Source organism: Bacillus cereus group sp. BfR-BA-01311, assembly GCF_022664295.1.
Classification (GTDB): Bacteria; Bacillota; Bacilli; order Bacillales; family Bacillaceae_G; genus Bacillus_A; species Bacillus_A cereus.
The window spans coordinates 1-17,463 of sequence record NZ_JAKUHC010000023.1 but is presented as its reverse complement, the minus strand read 5'-3'; the positions used below and the strand labels follow the sequence as shown (position 1 = coordinate 17,463).

The following is a 17,463-nucleotide window of genomic DNA, read 5'->3' as shown; positions in this document are numbered from 1 at the left end:
TCAGAGAAACGGAAAACCGTTCCTCATAGACACAAATCGGTAAGTGTAGCTGATGCTTCTAATTAGTTTGGTAAAGTTCAAGAGAGAAATAAAGTGTTGAGGTGCCCCACGCCTCTTTGAACCGAGGAAAGTATGATTAGCAATTGGACATTCGGAAGGAACATCCTCGGCTCAAAGAGAGGTGTAACCCTCTCCCCCGTTGGTCGGACCCTTACTTACGTTTATTCGTGAGTAAACTATAATTAATTGCCCTAGCCCGAGAAATTTAGATAAATCAAGAAACAACATACAGTACCATTTCCGTGGCAGTTCTTATGACACTTTTATAATACATGGATATCCATAATATTTTTTATCTATTTTTTATCTATTTCTTCAAAAATAAATTCCTCTTTCATATTTCTCTCCTCTTGAAAATTACATGTCAAATTTTCAATTAATTTTATATAGATATAATTCAACAAAGGCTTTACTTAATTCTTCATACAACAACTTACTTAATCATAATAAAAAAAGAGAGTCATTAGACTCCCTGGCTTCTAAAGCCCCATAATTGTTTAGTAAAAAAACATCTAAAAGAATGAATAATCATTAAATATTTTTGTCACTAAATCGTCTGGTATTCAATCTCTAATAATTCTCTATACATAGATATATATAGTTCTCTGAATTCCTTATCAAGTTTTTTCAATTCTACTATACTTAAATTTTCTGGATGATCTCCAATTCCATAAGATAGTGCATAATAATCCACTTCAAATTCTTCAAAACTGCTCTCATACATTTTCTGTTCAAAAACCGCTAACATTTCTTCACATTTCCCAGATGTTTTTTCAATACTCTGGATTAATCGTTCTTTCTCATCCACATTGTTTCGGAAAATTTCTTTGACTGATTTTTTTATCTTTTCGATCTCTTTTAAATCTACTTTCACCTCAGAATCTACGTTCCCATCAGTATATAATTCAACAAATTTCCCTGGGTGCAATATTTTAAGTGTTTTGCCATCACTCTTTTCATAAAATTCTTGAACTAGCTCTACCCTAGCACCTAAAACATTTCCTTTGCTATCTTTGTAGACCCAATCTTCTTTGTTGTCAAATGTAATAAAAATAACATCTTCTTTCAATTCACAAATTTGTAACCAAATAATTAAATCACCAAATCTATTAGCTTTCTTTGCTTTATCTCTAAAACCAGGGGGAATCTCTCTTTCAACTCTTTTTTTCCCCTCATCTTCTAAATCTTTCTCACTTAAAGAGATTTCTGGTTCGAAATAAGACTTTCTAATAATTTCTTCATATTTTAAAAGTATAGGATCATGATCCATATATTCACTTAATTTTAATACAAGAGTATTTAGTTCTTCCTTAAAGGCAATACCACTTTCCTTTAAGGTGTTTAATTGATTATTAAATTCTTGTTGTAACTTCACTACCTTTTCTGCATGATTATCCTCTAAAACATTAATAGCCGGTAAAATCTTATCTAATTTTTTAGGTGGTTGAGTATTCTTAATTGAATCTACAGTATTAATAAATTGCTGTAATTCGTTAGTTATATCTTTTATACGCTTAGGTCTATTCTCGTTAAATTCTCGTATAACATAAGAGGGAATCTTTAAGCGTTTTTTATTTGCTAGCTCATTTAAAATATTTAATATAGCCTCGAATGTAACCGGTTTTGTTTGGTATGCTGATAATAATACGTTCGTGTCTACTACAATCGTTGCTTTCTCTATCATTTCTTCTAAAGGTTTCGTGTTAATAAATAATTTTTCTAATTCATTATGCATTTATAAATCTCCTTATATTAAAATTAGAATAATTATACCAAATTATAGAAATACCTTCAAAAATTTCTTAGCTTCTCCCTTTTTCTACTTCTAAATCGGTCATAAAAATCTATCCATTATATACTCTTAGCTGTTCAATAGCTAGCTTTTCCGCATGCTCTTCACTATCTATCAAAGAAAACCCTTGATTAATAGAACTCCAGAACTCATATCCACAATCCTCCATCCACCTATAGACTTCCGTTGTATACAAGCCATCTTTTCGTTTTATTATTTCTACCTTATATTGTTTACTTGGAGAATATAGTTCTCTCACTACTTGTCCCATAATTTGAATTACTCCTTAACATGTTTTTTAGAAAAACAAAGTCTATTTACTTAATTTATAAAATAAATCAGGTATCTTTATAATGCAATTATTAAATTTTATTGATACACTATTATATGGTCTATTACATGAGTGTTAATAGGTAATTTCACTCTTCAACAAATGCCTATATTCTAAACGCACTTTGATTTATCATAAGACATAAATTAATCATAAGAAGGTGTTTATATTGAGAAAACCCCATTTTGGTTTTATCTTGCTATTATTCTTATTTCTTGTTCCAAACATGACATTTGCTGAAAAAGCATCTACTTCCGGTCAGCCTAAAGCTAATCAACCTAAGGAATGGGTGAAAATTGATGATGGCTTATACCAATTCAATTTTACAAAAGATACAAATGAAATGACTGAAGCAGACAAATCCGACCTATTCTTCAAAGAGCTATCTCAATTTAAAAAAGATCATTCAGACGAACGAGTTATAGGCTTTCAATCAAAAGTTTCTGAAAATCCATCCCATTCTATCATTGGATTCACGGTAGCTACAGAGAAAAAAGAGATTAATAAAGCATTTATAACTGCCATTTTTACAGGTATTGTTACTGGGTTAATTGGACTTTTAACCTTATGGTACAACCTTAAAAATAATAAAAAAACTCTTTTTGTTGATACAATAACAGCTGAACGTGTAAAGTGGATGGGACAATTACGTGAACATATATCAGAATTTCTTACTTTGGTAACTTATCACAATGAAAAAAATATTCTTAACGAACAAAAAGATAAAAGTGATTATATAGACAATGTTGTAAGACTAGCCGCAAAAATCAAACTACATTTAAACTATCGAGATAGACGTGATCAAAAAATACTTAGAATTGTAGATGAGTTTGTAAGTGATATAAAAGAATTATATCTAACTGTTTCACTTTATGAGAAAGATCCTGAACAAAGAATGGAGCAACTTATTGAACCTAAGAATCCAGAGATACAGGAGGAGATAGCTAGAAGATGTTCTAATCTTGCTAAGAAAAAGAAACGAGGGCTTACTTCCACAGAAATCAATGATATTATGGATACCGTTTTCACGGAGTTTATTCACAAAATCAACGAGCACTCAAAAAAAGAAGCTAAAGCCTTAAGAATACGTTTAGAAACAAATACTTCAAAATTACTTTCACTTACTCAAGCCTATTTAAAAGATGAATGGAACCGGGTTAAAGAAGAAGCAGAATCAGGAAATATATCCAAAAGATAAATCAAAATAAAAACAAACGCTATAAAAAGCGTTTGTTTTTATTTTGACCTTAATCTTTCATCAAAAAATTTAGAAACTTTGGTGTCCTTAGATAAATCCATCCATAAAATTTTTGGTGCGTGCTCTTCACCAAAATATTTTCTCGCCGTCTCCATTCCACGAACTATTACATACATACTCCCATAAAAAGCAAGAAAAGTTACAGATTTTATGTCTCCATTTGAAGGCTCATCTAAAAAGGCCCAGCCAGTAACAACTAATGTTACTATACCTAAACTAATTTCAAATAAAGCATATAAAAGTAACGTACTTTTATTTTGTTTAAATCTATATAATGTGTGCGCTACTTTTAAATAAGCATAGGCAATTACATATACGAGAATAAGATAAACTATCAGTTTAGCTAAATACGGAATTATTTCAGTATCACGTATAATATAGAAACCATATTTCATTACTAGTAAATAAAAAACAGAAATAAGTATATAAAATCCAATCGCCATTATTGCTGAAGTGATTTTTTTGCATTTACTCACTCTAATTTCTTCTTCAGTAGTCTCTTCACCAATTTCCTTATTAATTTCCTCTAAAACTTTTTCTTTTACTTTTTCTTTTATTTGCTCTTTTATTTCTTCTTTCGTTTCTTCGATAACCTCCTCCATTAATTCTTCGATTATTTTTTTATTCATTTTGTATTCACAACTCCCTTCCAGTATGGCCCGAAATTTTTTCACCTAGAAATTATTGCATAATTTTTTATTATTTTATATACATATTTAGAAGTATTTTATAATTTACAACCTTTTTTATTTATTTCCTCTACTTCAATTCCTAATTTATATGCCAAATTACATAGAGCCTTATTTCTCTTCCTATAATAATCTGGCTGAGACATATTCAATATCCTGCACATTTTTATCCAACTAGGCTTCTCTTTCCCTAGATAAGCTAACTCAATAAGCTGCTTATCCCAAAAATCCAGCTTCTCTACGCCTTTTCGTATTTCTTGGATATAATTGATTCGTTCTAAAACTGTTTTACTCATGCCGATCACCTTACCATTTTGTACACGTTCAATATCTCTTTCATCTATATTTAATAAAAACAAACGATACTTTTTCAAAGCTTGAAGCACATTCTTTTTCGTCTGCTCTTTGTTAAGAACAGGTAGGGCAATATCCAACATACTCTCACTCCTTCACCATTTTCAAAAATGTATCCAACGGCATAACTACTAACCACGGTTTTCTATCCGCTTTTATCGCTAGTGCATCTGGCTGTTCACGTTCATCCTCCAACCAGTTATATAACGTCTTGAATCCCTCTTTCCTTGCTTTTACTTCCCATTCAAGACCTAAACCCTTCACATCATTTGAGTACCCGTCCATCGCACCAGAGAGAGGTACACGAGCACCACCTATCAAACTAGCAAATTCTCTTTCACGTCTCATTCCTTTATCTCGTTGACTTTTCCCCATTTATAAATCTCCATTCCTTTAAGATGAAATTTTTATAACCTTTTTGCTATCTCGTATACTACGTCCACAGTTACTCCATTACCAGCTTGCTTATACAATTGACTTTTCGATGTTACTGCAGCTGCCTTATCAAAATATGAATCTGGTATCCCTTGCAATCGCCAAGATTCTCTTTCAGTAAGCCACCGCAACTTATCATCACTCGTTAAGATGGCCTGTTCTCTAGATGTGAGAAGAGTTTGTGCTACTCCCTTACCAACACGCCCTCTTCTCGTTTTCGATTTAGGAAAAGCTAAATTAACCGTGTCACCGTGGTATGCAATGTTGTATCCCTGTTTTGTAGCTTCACGAACAAATACTTTCCCTTCGCAGATACCAATTACACAATCTTTTACTCGATCCAGGTCAACTAAATACTCGTCTGGTGTCTCGTCCTCTAAGATGTGCGACAATGAATAGTCTCGTTCTATTTTGAGGAATTCCGCACTCGGTTGAGGTGATAGTTTGCCATTCTGCATCATACCCGACTTCATCCAAGCTAGAGAGAATACGGAAAAGGTCCCATCCTTTATTAACTCGTAACAAATTTTCAACGTTTTCAAAGAGTAATCGTGAGGGTTTTTTAACTTCATCTGCTTCCCTAATGATTCGTATAACCTCTCTGAAGAGTCCTGATTTTTCTCCTGCCAATCCTTTTTGTCTTCCGTTCTTTGAAATGTCTTGGCAAGGGAATCCAGCACACCATACATCTGCTGCTGGTATGGTTGATCCGGTAACATTTCTGATGTCATTTTCAGTCCATTCTCCCTTCGTATCATGTATAGCTTCATAAGTGGCTCTAGCATCCTTGTCCCACTCAACCCAACCAATGCATTTATGTCCGGCTTTTTCTAGGCCCATCCGAAACATCCCGATTCCTGCGAATAGATCTATAAAACTAAGATTCATATAGCCACCTCGCTTTCTATTCAACTCTAATAAAAAAGCATTTTTATTTAGTTTCTGTTACTTTCCATCTCCGAAAAACTCATCTACCCACTTTTCAACTTTTACAACTTCTTGCCTTAATTGTTCTGCTAACTCCGCGATTTCAGCTTGAGCACCTTTCCCTTTTCTACGTTTATTGTAGAAGTCTAAAAGCCCTCGTAAATTGACTGTTAAGACCAGGTTAGTTGTAGCCGCATTTGGAAGTACACTGCGAGCATCCTCAGCAGGAATTCCCAATGATCTAAGTAGATCATAATCACTTTGTAGTTTGTACATCATCTCATTGTAAGCTTTAACTACTTGTTCTCCTTTAGCTTTAACAGTTTCAGGCACTATATAATCAAACCCGCCTATCTTATCATCACTTCCCATACGTACATATCTTTGAGACTGGACTGAGTAACTGAATCCTACACGGTGACGTGTTAACTGAGTGAGTAACGCTCTGCTAACTCCTTCTACTGCAAAGGTATATGTTAGATGCTCTAGTGTTGAAGTATGCCCCGAACCTACAATATGTCTAATGAGCCGATTTACTTCTTTCCCACCTTTTCCATCAGTTGCTTTGCCCTTGAAGTACTTCTCTCCCTCTAAAGTTACAATCCTACTAGGTTTATTTGGCGAGTAGCACGTACGGATTGCTGATAAGGCTATCACTTGCCCATGAGTAGGATCAAACCTTTCCTCTCCAATACCAGATATATGAGACAAGTACTTAACAAACTCCTCAGATAATTGCGTATGTGCTAGTAGCTTTACATCCATATTTAAATTCTCCATTTCTTAATGAATTTGTAACCTTGTTAGACAAGTTTTTATATACTGTAATTAATCCTTTCTTATAAATTAAGCTCGTCACTTGAATTATAAAAATGGGGTTATATCCTATAACCTTTTCAGGAATCATCCATATTTTATTTCTGAAAAAGTGCTTTATTTTACTGAAAGGTGGTTGCAAAAACAACCGCCTTTTTATTTATGGCACAATGAAATTTTCATTTTATAACTCTTTATTTTTTATGTTTTACAATCTTAGATCCTGTAAACACCTATAACTCTTGTACCTAATTTCATCTAACAAGTTAATAGTTTCACGCTCCTCTCTATCGTATAATGATATGAAAGGAGGTGATTGCTATAAATAATGAATCTATAGTCCAACTAATTGAGTTTTTGAAATTAAATATAATACCGATTGCAGCCTTTTTAATCTCCTTAGCAACTTTTATAATTACGTTTGCTAATTTTCGGAGAAATAGAGCTAGCATTAAGTGCAGACAACTCAGAGATAATTGGATAGCCCACATACTTAAACCCGATAGGATAGATCCAAAAACACCTGATGTATATTGGCACAATGATTTTAGGGTAATTTTAGACGTTATTATTACCAACGAAAGTGCACTACCAATTTCCATTATCGAGTTCACTTTAAACAATAAGTTAAACTTCAATTCTTATAGTAAGCCCAACGATGAATATTCCGTCACTACAAAGGCAGGAAAAGAAATACATAATGGCGTCTTATCATTCAGTGGGGATGAGCAAAAGTTAATATTTCCGATAAATGATACATGGTTAAAACCTGTAATAGATATACCCCCATATACTTCCTTAAGGGGACATTTATTTTTTCACTTCAATGAGATAGACGATGTAAATATTGGTAATAACACTCTAGAAATAGTTACTTCTAGAAAAACTTTTTCTTTTCAGGTAAAGATATCTGACAACGTCCATTCTGTCCTTCCGCTACCAAATAGTATCCTTGAGGCTCGTGATGAAAAGTTTTCTTAAAATCACCCCTCAATTCTTCAATGTAGCTATCTAAGTCTTTCTTTCTAGTATCTTGAATGTAAATTTTAGTTGAAGCTAGTTCACTCGCTATTGTTCTAGCTTCCTCTAATTTTTTTACTATTTTTTCAACCTTCTCTTGATTCTCCTCTAAACCAAGTACCAATAAATCACTCATAAACTTAACCCCCACTTTAATAGATTTTTTATGCAAAATAGCATTTTTATTAAAAATAATGACCTCATCTATTTGGACACATTTACCAGTATTTTTACCAAAAAATTCATGATATGGTTAATTAGTCGAGTACGTCATTACTTGACACTTACCCTTAGAAGCCCTGCAGATAATTGGGGCTTCTTTTATTAATATATAGTTGTCAAAATAATCAGTTGAGTGTTAAAATACCATAGATTCTCCTTAAGGAGTTATCATGTACTTAAACAAGAGTTTAAAAGTTCTCGAATCTTAGCCCCTTGGAGCGCCCTTCAAGGGGCTGAACCAATTAAAATAACACTTTTGTTAAGGAACTGAATAAAATTTAAACCTGATTAATATCCGCTATTCTGTCTCTCAAAGTTTTCCGCATTCTTTTCCTTATACGAATCAATAACATCCTCATACGTAAATCCGTACAAATAGCAAATACGAAAGAAAATGCCAAACGCTCTTCTCAAATGCCCCATCGTTGTAGTTAAATCTCTGTACTGACACCATGCTCTTTTTGCGGTCAACACATCTTGCATATACCATTCGAACAGCATATTTACATTGCTCGTATCTTTTCTCATAATTGATTGCATACTGAAAGATGGAATGAGCTCATGTCTCCATGTACATTTATCTAATTCAATTACAATGTTCATAAGAAAATGGAGACCATCAATTAACTCTTCTAATAGTCCATTCTTAGGAACTCCAAATCCTGTACTCCACATCTTAAATGCTCGAGTTTCATTCCATGCTTCACTGATCTCCACTAGTAATGCACGAAACAACATATCCATTTTGTCATTTCCTTTATATCCAATTCGTTTATCCAGTTCTATTTGCATTTCAAATAGTTCCGTAATATCAAAGTTTTGTTTCTTCTCTTCAGATGTAATTGTGTGTAGCTGAATCATTATAAGTTCACTCCAAGTTTGTATTTTAGTAAGAATATAGTCACACCGATTAAAAGCCAGCTGGCTAAAATGATTGCCATTTCCTTTTTAAAGCTCACTCTTCTCCCTCCAACATTTCCACTAACTCCTCAAACGAGCATTCGAACAAGTCTCGAAGCCCGTCTTTGGATTTATAAATACCTCTATTAATCAGTTGATCTATGATGTGTTGATGCAAAATTACCCCACCATGTCCTCGACACAAAATTGTAATTCCATACTTTTCACTGGAAAGTATTTTACTGGAGTATCTTTTTCATTAATTGCTACACAACCTAAAACACCCTCAAATTTATTGTCTTCAGTCTGAACAACTACTTTATATAGGACATCTTCACGTTCACAAATGTCACCTAATTTAAACTCGTCCATTTTACGATTCTTCTTATAAAACACCATAAAACGCTCAAATTCTTCTAACTCTTCATCAGTTGCTTTTCGGAATGTACGTCCCTGATATCTTTTGAAAGAACATCCATTTTCATAGAAACGATATTCCCCTACTTTTAACCCCATGATTAAGTAATACTTAGTTTGAGTCTCTTCTTTTAAAATTCCGTACCATTTCCCATTTAAACTTTCCATTACAAACATCTCACCGCACTCTAAATTCAATGGCTTTTCATAATCTACAAACTCGTTTTCAAAAAAGAAATTCATACCGATTGCAGATGGTACAATACGCTGACTACTAATTCCTAAAACCTCATGCTTACCTTTTTTTAATGTGTGTGCAAAAAGATCATTCTTTTCTTTAATCCAATTCGTTTTCATTCTTTCAATCGCTTCAAATCCTGTATATGTTTTCATTCTTTCCCCTTCGCTTTCTTTAACATTTCTTCAATCCGTTTTCCCGTAGTATTTTTATAGTCTTCACATGACCATTCAGCGTTGTTTGTCGGAGATGGTGTAAATACCATTCCCCAACTACTAACGCTTGAAATATGGACATCAGGACGAATTACAGTAATGGTCATAAAAGCTTATCCCTATTTTGTTTCTCTAAAAGAGTAGCTGATAATACCATTGAACTAGATTCTTCACATTTGCGGCATAACGCATGAAAATCCTTATCCATAAATCCTCCATTTGGATGAATTTCTAAGCGATTATGTGCATCACAATGTTTGCAGTACCACTTCACAATTATTGTCTCTATCATTAAAATCTCTCCTTTACACCCTCTTAAAAAGGCAACTTTCTTTTCCGCTTATCTCTTGTATACTTAAACTCAATATGTCTGTATGTGTTGAACATACGAGATGTAATACGTTCGTCGTAAGCTTTCATCACAGCTTCACCTGTGAGGTTTGTTGTAATGATTGTTTTCTTTCCCTGTCTTCCATCAAAGACTTTAAACAGTACACGATTCACAAATGCAGTCGCCTTTGGATCAGCAGCATCCATATCACCTAACTCAGCACCCAAATCATCAATAACTAATAAATCTGCACTAATTAGTAAATTAACAATGCTATGCTCAGACTCCTCAGATTGCCCATTGAACGTAGAACGTATATAGTCAAATAGTTCTGATACAGAAACATAAAGAACCGTCCCTGTGCTATTCTCATTCATTTCATGAGCAATTGAATAGGCAAGATGACTTTTACCAGCACCCACTTTTCCAACTAGAATTAAATTAAACCTCACATCATTCAAGTAATCCTCAAGTGCTCGTTTTGCTAGGGTGTAATTCTTTTCATCCTCTTCACAGTCAGATTTAAAAGTTGAGAATCTAGCAAGTTTAATTGTTTCATCTTTAATCAAGCTCTTATCGTAAAACATACTTTTTCGTTTTCTCTGTTCCTTCTCATCTCGGAATACATTCATTTCCGCTTCTAGCTTTTGATTATCTTCTGCCAACTTACATACTGGGCAAACTACTTCACCATTTATCTTCATGTATCTAACATTACGTTTACGTTCTTTTTTACAAACCTCACATGTATCAGAAAGGAAGATCATCTTCTTCGAAAGGGTCTTTGCTATATCTGTTACCTTTACTAGAGCCATGTTTTCCTTCCACCTTTCCTTGTTGTAAATAGCCTTCAAACTTTGTACCAAATAATGTTTCTGGTCTTAGATACTTCGCTTGTTCCGTTCTTAGCCATTCTTTAGCTTTTGTATCAATCACAGTTTTAAAGTTATCCACAGTGAATCCTTCTATTAATCTACTTTTAATTAATGACTGTGTTTTCTTAGATGTTGAACGGTAACTACTACCACACACGTCGTTGAGATAGTTTACTATCTCGACTATATATTCTTTTGCTGTAGTCTCTGTTGTTACTCTCTGTGTATTCTCTGGTATTGGTCGGTTCAAATTGACCTCTTCCATCGGGTCAACTTGACCTGTTCGTGGGGTCAAATTGACCTCATCGTCGGTCGATTCTAACTGACGGAGAAATGTATAATCTATTGAGTACCATTTCGTTTTATCAAACTTTTTCTTGTTATAGTTCCCAATAACCAATACATTGATATTTTCAAGGTTTTTAATGGTCCTTTTAATGGTCGATTCTCCCCAAAAAGGAAACTGTTCTTGCCATTTTGGAACGCTGTTATAAATCCACGGTCTTCCATCATAAAAATGTTTGGAACGCCTTAACCAATAGTGTATCTGTTGTAAAAATATTGCTTCATTCAATCCAATTTTCGTTGCCAGTCCTGGAAGAACAAGTAATGGTTCTTCATGAATTAATAAATTACTCATCTCTTCACCTTCCTCATAACAACCTCATAGTAAAATCCACGGTCACGATCCATCACAAGGCAACCTTTAAACAGATGAGGATTTTCATCATTTCTATGTTTAATTGTTTCTAATACCTTTCGAATAGGAAATAAATAATCAAACCCTTCATTCTCTAAACGACGACAGCGCTTAAGTAATTCAGATAACCTTTTATCACGTAAATACCGAGTACCTAAATTCCTATTCAAAGCTATTGGCATTGAACCATCTCTTACTATCGTTTTCATTTCAGTCACCCACCTATTGCGCTTGCTGTTGCTTTTCTTTCGCTTCGTTTAACCACGATGTTATTGTTTTTTGTAACTGAGATGCTTGTTGCACTGTCATTCCTTTGAAAGATTGAATTCCTAATGACTGTTTTACAGTATTTTTTGTTTCTTCAAATGGCATGTTATACACTTCTGATAACTCCCTAATTTGCACATGAATAGCTTTTATTCTTTGCTCATTTGCAACTTCTGATTGTCCAGCTTTCTCCTGTAATGGAACGTTATCTAATTGCTTAGCTGCTTGTTTTGGTTCATCATCTTGTGGAATATCTTCACCCGAATAGATGTATAAACCTAATCCGTGTAGTGCAATGGCTTTTGCTAGACACCTTTGAATCGACGTGTTTATTTGGAATGATGTAGGTTTTGCGATCGGCTTATTATAGTTATCCAATACAGGATGAATTTGCGAACGTGTGATGTTATTTACCGTTACTTCAACTTCTACAAAGTACCCAACTTCTGTTTTCATATAAGGTAATCCATCAAACCTAACAACTTGCCATGTGGCATCAGGATATTTTTTTAGAAGTTGATCTACAGCCCATGACCAACTTAGATAACTAAAACGGCCCTTCTTCTCAACATGTTTACTGACGTCAATAACTGCTAATTCTGCAAAGTAATTTTTAGTTTCACTCATCGTATTCTCACACTCTCACCTTGTTTTAATGAAATACCATCCCACTTCATACCATTCTTAATCGCTAATAATAACGCTTTTTTATCTACCTTCGGATTCTGCGGAATCATGTATTCTGGTGGAATAATTGCATCCTCTGCAATATCTAAACTTGCTGGATTCTTTTGAATGCCTACTGTTATCAATGCACCTTTAATCCGCTTTTTATCCACAGCAACCATCTGATGATATAAATAGTCCTTAATATTTTTACAGCTGTTCTCAAAAGACTTACGACGTTCAGCCAAGCGATTTTCTTCTCCCTTAATCACTTCAACTTGCGCTTCTATATTACGAATCAATAACGCTGCACCTTGTACTTTATCTTCAATTGCTTCACTGATTGATTGAAGTGTATCGTTAATTACCTCTGGATCTACCCCGTCTTCAATCATTTGCTGTAATTGATTGAAGTTACTTGTTAATTCGTAGAGTTTCATAGTTTTATAGCCTCCTAAAATGGCATACTGCCATACGGTTTATTAGTTAATATGGTAATCACATAATCTATATCTAACCTTCTACAGGTATCTGCTTCCTGTGCGGATATAAGTTTCAAACTACTTACAGCTTTTTCAACCTGCTTTTGTAGTAATTGATTTTCTATTGTCTCTTCCATGTAATCACCCCATGTGATATACTGACCTTGAATTTGTTTTTTATCGGGAACCCACTGCAATGGGTTTCTTTTTATTTATATAAGACCTTTTGAATAACATCCTCTTTAATTCCAATCTTTCGCATACGCTCTACAACATGTTGAACTCTATCATTTTCTTTCTTTTTAAATATCAATTCCTTTAATTGCTTATCACACTCTTTGGCCTTTTCTCCACATGCCTCATACTCTTTACAAGTCTCATAGAATTCTTTTGTTTTACCCTCTACATTTTTCTTACTTGCAATACGAGTTAACAAAAACTGATTCTTTATGTAGTTCTCCTTCTTATTGCGTAATGATTTCGCTAACTCAGCATCCTCGGGTAACACTAAATTTTCAATTCCCACTAGATTCACCTGCCTTTTTCAAAAGAGCATTTAAACATACAAACCTATTTTCAATTAATCGACGCTGCTTTTTATTTGGTAATTTATAATGTGCGAGTAGTCTAAGATAATCAGATACTTTTACATTGTTGTAATCGATTGTAAACATGCTTAATCCATCCTTTCTTCTGCCCATTCAACTAAAAATGCTTGTACTTGTTTTGCTGGAAAATACCATTTCTTACCCACTTTGAATTTTGGGAAGCGTGGGTCAAAGAAAAACTGATCCTGAATTGTATTCCACGACATACATACACGTTTTTTAAGCTCCTTAGTATCCCAAAAGGCTAACTCAGCATCGTACTCTTTAACCTTCTTTTGAATTTCTTCCACACATAATTCCTTCACAACATTTTCATCTATTTGAACATTGAACATAATTATTCCCTCCTTATTTTTAAACCATTGGTCTCCAGCCGTTTATAAAATTCAAAGCTTCCTCGAAATCCTTCTTCAATATGTCCCTATAACTATTCACATTGAATGCATCTTTCAAATTACGTCCTAGTAATCCGAATAGCTTGCGAGTAGAGTCATGTACTTCTTTATCTACATGCTCGTTTCCCCATAAGAAGTAGATTCTTTTGGCTTTACTTTTTTCCAGAATACGTTGCTGACCGTAATCAATAGTTAATTGCGTTTCAATTTTTTCTTCCAAAGATGTAACTCTGTTATTTAAATCTATTGTTCCTGTTGCTAGCAATTTAATTTGACTATAAGTATTTCCTAGCATTTCTTGTTCCCCTTGTATTCGCTTCTCCATTTCCTCAAATTGCGTAACATATGTAGCAGTAAAAAGTACTCCCTTTTCACCGTTTAGTTTATTTGCTACCAAGTCACACCCTTTACGAGTTAAGAGATATTTTTTGTAAGCTTTGTTATTACCTTCAGTTGTATAATTGTCCTCTACAAAAAAATTCTGAGAACGCATTTTTGCGTTTTCTAAAATCTGTATATAATTCTCAATACTTCTTAATAAATCTGTGTGACGTTTACCTATCATATTTGCGACTTCTCTACTATCAACTAATAATTTGCCACTTTGATTTACAACTCTTAATGAAAACTCCTCTTCCACAACAGCTAACTGATCGTACATTTAGAATCCTCCTCACGCTTGTTCACTTGTATTTCCGTCATTTTTACCAATAAATTAAGGTCTAACTCCAAAACAGAAGCTAACCTTATAAAAGTTTTTAGACTAGGGGTATACCTGTCATTCTCAATATCGGAAAGGTAATTCCTAGATATAGAAGCTGATTTTGATACTTCAATTTGTCGCAACTTTTTATTTTGACGACTTTTTTTGACTATCATCCCCAGTGTCTCATGATGTTCCATCAATTAATCACCGCCTTACAAAACTCATTGTACGGTATTTCCGTCATATTGTAAATAGATTTTTCATTGTTTTTCCGTCATTTTTGCATTAAACTTTTTATAAAGGTCGATAATACCGACATTTTAGGAGGGAACCAAGCCTTATGAATGTATCAATAAACATAAAAAAATACCGGAAAGAAAAGAAAATGACACAAAAAGCATTAGCAGAGAAAGCTAATATCTCACGCTCTTATCTAGGCGATCTTGAAAGCGGAAGATACAATCCTAGTTTAGACACATTAAGAACAATTGCTTCCGCTTTAGATATTGATATTAATTTATTACTTTCTGAAGACGGCGACACCCAAACTGGTAACCTTACTTCAAAAGATGAGAAAGACATAGCAAAAAGAATGGAAGAAATAAAAAGAGATCTTCAAGGCGAAGACGGATTAATGTTCTCTGGTGAGCCTATGAGTGAAGAAGCTGTGGAATCTTTATTAGATGCAATGGAATACATCGTGAAACAAACTAAAGTAATCAATAAAAAATACGTTCCTAAGAAATATCGTTCTACCGACGATAACTGATGCGAGCTTAGGAGGGAAAACATTGAAATTCGTCATAAGAGATCTAGTCCAACAACTTTGCACAAAATACAACACGAATAACCCCTATGAGCTTGCAGATTGTTTAAAGATAAATGTACTAACTTGGGAATTACATGAAGAAATAAACGGATTTTATAAATACGAAAAAAGAAATCGTTACATCGTTATTAATAATCATTTGTCTCCATCTATGCAAAGAACTGTTTGTGCACATGAATTAGGACATGCAATCCTACACACTCATGCAAACACACCTTTTCTGCGTAAAAATACATTCTTTTCAGTTGATAAATTAGAGATAGAAGCAAATACGTTTGCTGCGCTTTTGTTAATTGATAAAAAGACCATTCAACCTGGTGATACAAAAGCATGTATAGCATACAAAAATGACATTCCAGTTGAACTGTTAGAATTTTATAAGCCTTACTAAAAGGAGGTGAGACATTTTGATTATTGATTTAAACGCCGAACGAGAAAAAAGAAAGAAACGCACCATCAAACAAGAAGAATTTAAAAAGGTCCCTATCGTTGAGAAAATCCATGTTGTTGATGGTGAAATAAAATATGAAGTTTCTGGTTATAAAGAGACTCCTGTGAAGTGGTTGGATGAGTAATCTAGCCACTTTACAATTATAAGGAAAGAGGGAATGTTATAATGGCTAGCTTCAGAAAATTCGGAGATGTTTGGGAATTTCGAGTAAGATTTAAAGACCCTTATACTCAAAAATACAAAGAAAAATCAAAACGTGGATTCAAGACGAAAAAAGAAGCACAACTTGCGGCTGCTGAAGAAGAGAGAAAATTATTAAATGGTTTAGAAGTTGAGATTACTCATACTTCATTAAAACACTACCTTAGAGACTGGTTAAAATTATTTAAGCAAGACAATGTAAGGAAAAACACTTTTATCTTGCATGAACGTAACATCGAAAAATATCTTATCCCCTACTTTCAAAACATGAACCTAAAAGAACTCAAACCAATGATGTACCAAAAATTTATTAACTCCTTAACTGATCAGGGGTACAGTAAACGAACTGTTCAAATTATCCACAGCACAATGAATAATGCTATGAAAAAGGCTGTTAGCTTAAAAAAAATCGAAAACAATCCTTGTGAAGAAGTAGTTATTTCAAATAAGAACAATAAAGAAAGAGAAGGGCTAAAATACATGCGAAGTGAAGACATTCCCCTTTTCTTAAAGACTTCTTATCAATACAACTATATTTATTACATCTTTTTCAAAGCGCTTCTGAATACAGGCATGCGTAAAGGTGAAGCTGCTGCTTTACAATGGAAAGACATAAATTTAAAAGAACATACTATTACTATTTCTAAAACATTGGATTTTACAGCTAAAACAAAAGAAGAATTATTTGGAGATACAAAAACATTTACTTCTAAACGTACTATCATGATTCCTAAATCATTAGTCGATGAACTGCTGGCACATAAAAAGTGGCAAAATGCTAATAAGCTTGTTTTACAAGATGCGTATGAGCATGAATTAGATTTAGTCTTTTCAAGAGTCGATGGAAAGTTCTTACCGAAGTCAACATTGTTCAATGCATTCTCACGCATACTTAAGAAAGCAAATTTACCTAGATTAGAAATACATTCATTACGACACACCCACGCGGTTCTTTTATTAGAGTCTGGTGCAAGTATGAAATACATTCAAGATCGACTAGGACATAAGAGTATAGAAATAACTTCTAACGTTTACTCTCATATTAGCGACAAAATTAATAAAGATTCTATTTCGGGGTTTGAAGCTTATATGAATAATGTATTGGGGTAACTTTGATTTTTTTGTGGGTGTTTTGTGGGTGGATTACTCTTCTTTCAAATAAAAGTGTTTTACCCACAAAATAAAAAAACCCTCAACACGTTGTGTGTCAAGGGTTTGAGCCTCTTAGTATAGAGACATATATTGATCGCGTTCCCATTGGTGAACTTGTGTTCTAAA

General features: G+C 33.7%; 30 protein-coding genes. 5 read left to right on the top strand and 25 right to left on the bottom strand.

The genetic code is table 11. The features are described 5' to 3' along the window. Positions 1 to 607 precede the first annotated feature (607 nt). Positions 608 to 1,795, bottom strand: coding sequence for a PIN-like domain-containing protein (locus MR136_RS26985; protein ID WP_242259693.1), 1,188 nt, complete (start codon positions 1,793 to 1,795; stop codon positions 608 to 610). Positions 1,796 to 1,904: 109 nt separating this feature from the next. Further along, positions 1,905 to 2,123 (bottom strand): hypothetical protein, encoded by a 219-nt coding sequence (locus MR136_RS26980; RefSeq protein WP_000532047.1) that lies wholly within the window; start codon positions 2,121 to 2,123, stop codon positions 1,905 to 1,907. A gap of 229 nt (positions 2,124 to 2,352) precedes the next feature. Between MR136_RS26980 and MR136_RS26975 the strand changes: the two genes are divergently transcribed. Continuing rightward, positions 2,353 to 3,381: a hypothetical protein gene (locus MR136_RS26975; protein ID WP_001231032.1), complete on the top strand. Its 1,029-nt coding sequence runs from the start codon at positions 2,353 to 2,355 to the stop codon at positions 3,379 to 3,381. Between the two features lie 38 nt (positions 3,382 to 3,419). On the opposite strand, the gene MR136_RS26970 is transcribed toward MR136_RS26975, so the two are convergent. From MR136_RS26970 to MR136_RS26860, 23 genes are all read right to left on the bottom strand, one after another. Then, positions 3,420 to 4,070: a hypothetical protein gene (locus MR136_RS26970; protein WP_001034976.1), complete on the bottom strand. Its 651-nt coding sequence runs from the start codon at positions 4,068 to 4,070 to the stop codon at positions 3,420 to 3,422. A 98-nt stretch (positions 4,071 to 4,168) separates the two neighbouring features. Next, on the bottom strand, positions 4,169 to 4,567 hold the full coding sequence (locus MR136_RS26965) for an ArpU family phage packaging/lysis transcriptional regulator (RefSeq protein ID WP_000884069.1): 399 nt from the start codon (positions 4,565 to 4,567) through the stop codon (positions 4,169 to 4,171). A gap of 4 nt (positions 4,568 to 4,571) precedes the next feature. Then, a complete protein-coding gene (locus MR136_RS26960; protein WP_000520472.1) occupies positions 4,572 to 4,859 on the bottom strand; it encodes a hypothetical protein in 288 nt (95 codons plus the stop codon). Between the two features lie 32 nt (positions 4,860 to 4,891). Continuing rightward, the gene (locus MR136_RS26955; protein ID WP_000018296.1) at positions 4,892 to 5,311 is read right to left on the bottom strand and encodes a DNA cytosine methyltransferase; all 420 of its coding nucleotides are present in this window, start codon (positions 5,309 to 5,311) and stop codon (positions 4,892 to 4,894) included. Beyond that, on the bottom strand, positions 5,265 to 5,807 hold the full coding sequence (locus MR136_RS26950) for a DNA cytosine methyltransferase (protein ID WP_001053880.1): 543 nt from the start codon (positions 5,805 to 5,807) through the stop codon (positions 5,265 to 5,267). The genes MR136_RS26955 and MR136_RS26950 overlap by 47 nt, the downstream gene beginning before the upstream one ends. A 57-nt stretch (positions 5,808 to 5,864) precedes the next feature. Next, positions 5,865 to 6,611, bottom strand: coding sequence for an FAD-dependent thymidylate synthase (gene thyX / locus MR136_RS26945; protein WP_000382668.1), 747 nt, complete (start codon positions 6,609 to 6,611; stop codon positions 5,865 to 5,867). Between the two features lie 928 nt (positions 6,612 to 7,539). Further along, positions 7,540 to 7,818: a hypothetical protein gene (locus MR136_RS26940; protein ID WP_001281651.1), complete on the bottom strand. Its 279-nt coding sequence runs from the start codon at positions 7,816 to 7,818 to the stop codon at positions 7,540 to 7,542. Between the two features lie 374 nt (positions 7,819 to 8,192). Next, positions 8,193 to 8,765, bottom strand: coding sequence for a dUTP diphosphatase (locus tag MR136_RS26935; RefSeq protein ID WP_000615362.1), 573 nt, complete (start codon positions 8,763 to 8,765; stop codon positions 8,193 to 8,195). Between the two features lie 94 nt (positions 8,766 to 8,859). Next, complete coding sequence (fbpA, locus tag MR136_RS26930; protein WP_196477672.1) at positions 8,860 to 8,982, bottom strand: Fur-regulated basic protein FbpA; 123 nt, start codon at positions 8,980 to 8,982, stop codon at positions 8,860 to 8,862. A 2-nt stretch (positions 8,983 to 8,984) separates the two neighbouring features. Continuing rightward, positions 8,985 to 9,614, bottom strand: a complete 630-nt coding sequence (locus MR136_RS26925) for a hypothetical protein (RefSeq protein WP_242259692.1) — start codon at positions 9,612 to 9,614, stop codon at positions 8,985 to 8,987. Next, positions 9,611 to 9,781, bottom strand: coding sequence for a hypothetical protein (locus tag MR136_RS26920; RefSeq protein ID WP_098057544.1), 171 nt, complete (start codon positions 9,779 to 9,781; stop codon positions 9,611 to 9,613). Before MR136_RS26920 ends, MR136_RS26925 begins: the two co-directional genes overlap by 4 nt. Then, positions 9,778 to 9,966, bottom strand: a complete 189-nt coding sequence (locus MR136_RS26915; RefSeq protein ID WP_242259691.1) for a hypothetical protein — start codon at positions 9,964 to 9,966, stop codon at positions 9,778 to 9,780. Before MR136_RS26915 ends, MR136_RS26920 begins: the two co-directional genes overlap by 4 nt. A 23-nt stretch (positions 9,967 to 9,989) precedes the next feature. Further along, a complete protein-coding gene (locus MR136_RS26910) occupies positions 9,990 to 10,820 on the bottom strand; it encodes an ATP-binding protein (protein WP_242259690.1) in 831 nt (276 codons plus the stop codon). Next, positions 10,756 to 11,520 (bottom strand): conserved phage C-terminal domain-containing protein, encoded by a 765-nt coding sequence (locus MR136_RS26905; RefSeq protein ID WP_242259689.1) that lies wholly within the window; start codon positions 11,518 to 11,520, stop codon positions 10,756 to 10,758. The genes MR136_RS26910 and MR136_RS26905 overlap by 65 nt, the downstream gene beginning before the upstream one ends. Beyond that, a complete protein-coding gene (locus MR136_RS26900) occupies positions 11,517 to 11,789 on the bottom strand; it encodes a hypothetical protein (protein WP_000849733.1) in 273 nt (90 codons plus the stop codon). The genes MR136_RS26905 and MR136_RS26900 overlap by 4 nt, the downstream gene beginning before the upstream one ends. A 13-nt stretch (positions 11,790 to 11,802) precedes the next feature. Continuing rightward, on the bottom strand, positions 11,803 to 12,474 hold the full coding sequence (locus MR136_RS26895; protein ID WP_042510927.1) for a DUF1071 domain-containing protein: 672 nt from the start codon (positions 12,472 to 12,474) through the stop codon (positions 11,803 to 11,805). Then, complete coding sequence (locus MR136_RS26890; protein ID WP_042510926.1) at positions 12,471 to 12,953, bottom strand: siphovirus Gp157 family protein; 483 nt, start codon at positions 12,951 to 12,953, stop codon at positions 12,471 to 12,473. Before MR136_RS26890 ends, MR136_RS26895 begins: the two co-directional genes overlap by 4 nt. A 14-nt stretch (positions 12,954 to 12,967) precedes the next feature. Further along, positions 12,968 to 13,132 (bottom strand): hypothetical protein, encoded by a 165-nt coding sequence (locus tag MR136_RS26885; RefSeq protein ID WP_242259688.1) that lies wholly within the window; start codon positions 13,130 to 13,132, stop codon positions 12,968 to 12,970. A gap of 71 nt (positions 13,133 to 13,203) precedes the next feature. After that, positions 13,204 to 13,521: a hypothetical protein gene (locus MR136_RS26880; protein ID WP_242259687.1), complete on the bottom strand. Its 318-nt coding sequence runs from the start codon at positions 13,519 to 13,521 to the stop codon at positions 13,204 to 13,206. Next, positions 13,511 to 13,669 carry a hypothetical protein gene (locus MR136_RS26875; protein ID WP_242259686.1) on the bottom strand — a complete coding sequence of 53 codons (159 nt, stop codon included), beginning with the start codon at positions 13,667 to 13,669 and terminating at the stop codon, positions 13,511 to 13,513. Before MR136_RS26875 ends, MR136_RS26880 begins: the two co-directional genes overlap by 11 nt. Positions 13,670 to 13,671: 2 nt before the next feature. Next, entirely contained in the window at positions 13,672 to 13,938 is a 267-nt protein-coding gene (locus MR136_RS26870) for a hypothetical protein (protein ID WP_000483547.1), read from the bottom strand. 19 nt (positions 13,939 to 13,957) lie between these two features. Then, the gene (locus MR136_RS26865; protein WP_098507456.1) at positions 13,958 to 14,659 is read right to left on the bottom strand and encodes a Rha family transcriptional regulator; all 702 of its coding nucleotides are present in this window, start codon (positions 14,657 to 14,659) and stop codon (positions 13,958 to 13,960) included. Then, positions 14,644 to 14,877, bottom strand: a complete 234-nt coding sequence (locus MR136_RS26860; protein ID WP_242259696.1) for a helix-turn-helix domain-containing protein — start codon at positions 14,875 to 14,877, stop codon at positions 14,644 to 14,646. Before MR136_RS26860 ends, MR136_RS26865 begins: the two co-directional genes overlap by 16 nt. 167 nt (positions 14,878 to 15,044) lie before the next feature. Here MR136_RS26860 and MR136_RS26855 point away from each other — a divergent pair, with 167 nt between their 5' ends. From MR136_RS26855 to MR136_RS26840, 4 genes are read left to right on the top strand one after another with little or no spacing between them, the layout of a single operon-like run. Further along, positions 15,045 to 15,473, top strand: a complete 429-nt coding sequence (locus MR136_RS26855; RefSeq protein WP_242259685.1) for a helix-turn-helix domain-containing protein — start codon at positions 15,045 to 15,047, stop codon at positions 15,471 to 15,473. 22 nt (positions 15,474 to 15,495) lie between these two features. Then, positions 15,496 to 15,924, top strand: coding sequence for an ImmA/IrrE family metallo-endopeptidase (locus MR136_RS26850; protein WP_242259684.1), 429 nt, complete (start codon positions 15,496 to 15,498; stop codon positions 15,922 to 15,924). 16 nt (positions 15,925 to 15,940) lie between these two features. Further along, entirely contained in the window at positions 15,941 to 16,108 is a 168-nt protein-coding gene (locus tag MR136_RS26845; RefSeq protein ID WP_242259683.1) for a hypothetical protein, read from the top strand. Between the two features lie 41 nt (positions 16,109 to 16,149). Next, positions 16,150 to 17,295, top strand: coding sequence for a tyrosine-type recombinase/integrase (locus MR136_RS26840; protein WP_242259682.1), 1,146 nt, complete (start codon positions 16,150 to 16,152; stop codon positions 17,293 to 17,295). Positions 17,296 to 17,463 lie beyond the last annotated feature (168 nt).

What these genes read in the sequence shown, in the direction of transcription:
- MR136_RS26915 (WP_242259691.1), bottom strand. Translation starts at nt 9,966, where the DNA reads ATGATAGAGACAATAATTGTGAAGTGGTACTGCAAACATTGTGATGCA.
- MR136_RS26960 (WP_000520472.1), bottom strand. Translation starts at nt 4,859, where the DNA reads ATGGGGAAAAGTCAACGAGATAAAGGAATGAGACGTGAAAGAGAATTT.
- MR136_RS26905 (WP_242259689.1), bottom strand. Translation starts at nt 11,520, where the DNA reads ATGAGTAATTTATTAATTCATGAAGAACCATTACTTGTTCTTCCAGGA.
- MR136_RS26920 (WP_098057544.1), bottom strand. Translation starts at nt 9,781, where the DNA reads ATGACCATTACTGTAATTCGTCCTGATGTCCATATTTCAAGCGTTAGT.
- MR136_RS26950 (WP_001053880.1), bottom strand. Translation starts at nt 5,807, where the DNA reads ATGAATCTTAGTTTTATAGATCTATTCGCAGGAATCGGGATGTTTCGG.
- MR136_RS26875 (WP_242259686.1), bottom strand. Translation starts at nt 13,669, where the DNA reads ATGTTTACAATCGATTACAACAATGTAAAAGTATCTGATTATCTTAGA.
- MR136_RS26910 (WP_242259690.1), bottom strand. Translation starts at nt 10,820, where the DNA reads ATGGCTCTAGTAAAGGTAACAGATATAGCAAAGACCCTTTCGAAGAAG.
- MR136_RS26925 (WP_242259692.1), bottom strand. Translation starts at nt 9,614, where the DNA reads ATGAAAACATATACAGGATTTGAAGCGATTGAAAGAATGAAAACGAAT.
- MR136_RS26935 (WP_000615362.1), bottom strand. Translation starts at nt 8,765, where the DNA reads ATGATTCAGCTACACACAATTACATCTGAAGAGAAGAAACAAAACTTT.
- MR136_RS26985 (WP_242259693.1), bottom strand. Translation starts at nt 1,795, where the DNA reads ATGCATAATGAATTAGAAAAATTATTTATTAACACGAAACCTTTAGAA.
- MR136_RS26870 (WP_000483547.1), bottom strand. Translation starts at nt 13,938, where the DNA reads ATGTTCAATGTTCAAATAGATGAAAATGTTGTGAAGGAATTATGTGTG.
- MR136_RS26840 (WP_242259682.1), top strand. Translation starts at nt 16,150, where the DNA reads ATGGCTAGCTTCAGAAAATTCGGAGATGTTTGGGAATTTCGAGTAAGA.
- MR136_RS26855 (WP_242259685.1), top strand. Translation starts at nt 15,045, where the DNA reads ATGAATGTATCAATAAACATAAAAAAATACCGGAAAGAAAAGAAAATG.
- MR136_RS26965 (WP_000884069.1), bottom strand. Translation starts at nt 4,567, where the DNA reads ATGTTGGATATTGCCCTACCTGTTCTTAACAAAGAGCAGACGAAAAAG.
- MR136_RS26890 (WP_042510926.1), bottom strand. Translation starts at nt 12,953, where the DNA reads ATGAAACTCTACGAATTAACAAGTAACTTCAATCAATTACAGCAAATG.
- thyX (WP_000382668.1), bottom strand. Translation starts at nt 6,611, where the DNA reads ATGGATGTAAAGCTACTAGCACATACGCAATTATCTGAGGAGTTTGTT.
- MR136_RS26895 (WP_042510927.1), bottom strand. Translation starts at nt 12,474, where the DNA reads ATGAGTGAAACTAAAAATTACTTTGCAGAATTAGCAGTTATTGACGTC.
- MR136_RS26860 (WP_242259696.1), bottom strand. Translation starts at nt 14,877, where the DNA reads ATGATAGTCAAAAAAAGTCGTCAAAATAAAAAGTTGCGACAAATTGAA.
- MR136_RS26885 (WP_242259688.1), bottom strand. Translation starts at nt 13,132, where the DNA reads ATGGAAGAGACAATAGAAAATCAATTACTACAAAAGCAGGTTGAAAAA.
- MR136_RS26865 (WP_098507456.1), bottom strand. Translation starts at nt 14,659, where the DNA reads ATGTACGATCAGTTAGCTGTTGTGGAAGAGGAGTTTTCATTAAGAGTT.
- MR136_RS26970 (WP_001034976.1), bottom strand. Translation starts at nt 4,070, where the DNA reads ATGAATAAAAAAATAATCGAAGAATTAATGGAGGAGGTTATCGAAGAA.
- MR136_RS26980 (WP_000532047.1), bottom strand. Translation starts at nt 2,123, where the DNA reads ATGGGACAAGTAGTGAGAGAACTATATTCTCCAAGTAAACAATATAAG.
- MR136_RS26940 (WP_001281651.1), bottom strand. Translation starts at nt 7,818, where the DNA reads ATGAGTGATTTATTGGTACTTGGTTTAGAGGAGAATCAAGAGAAGGTT.
- MR136_RS26900 (WP_000849733.1), bottom strand. Translation starts at nt 11,789, where the DNA reads ATGAAAACGATAGTAAGAGATGGTTCAATGCCAATAGCTTTGAATAGG.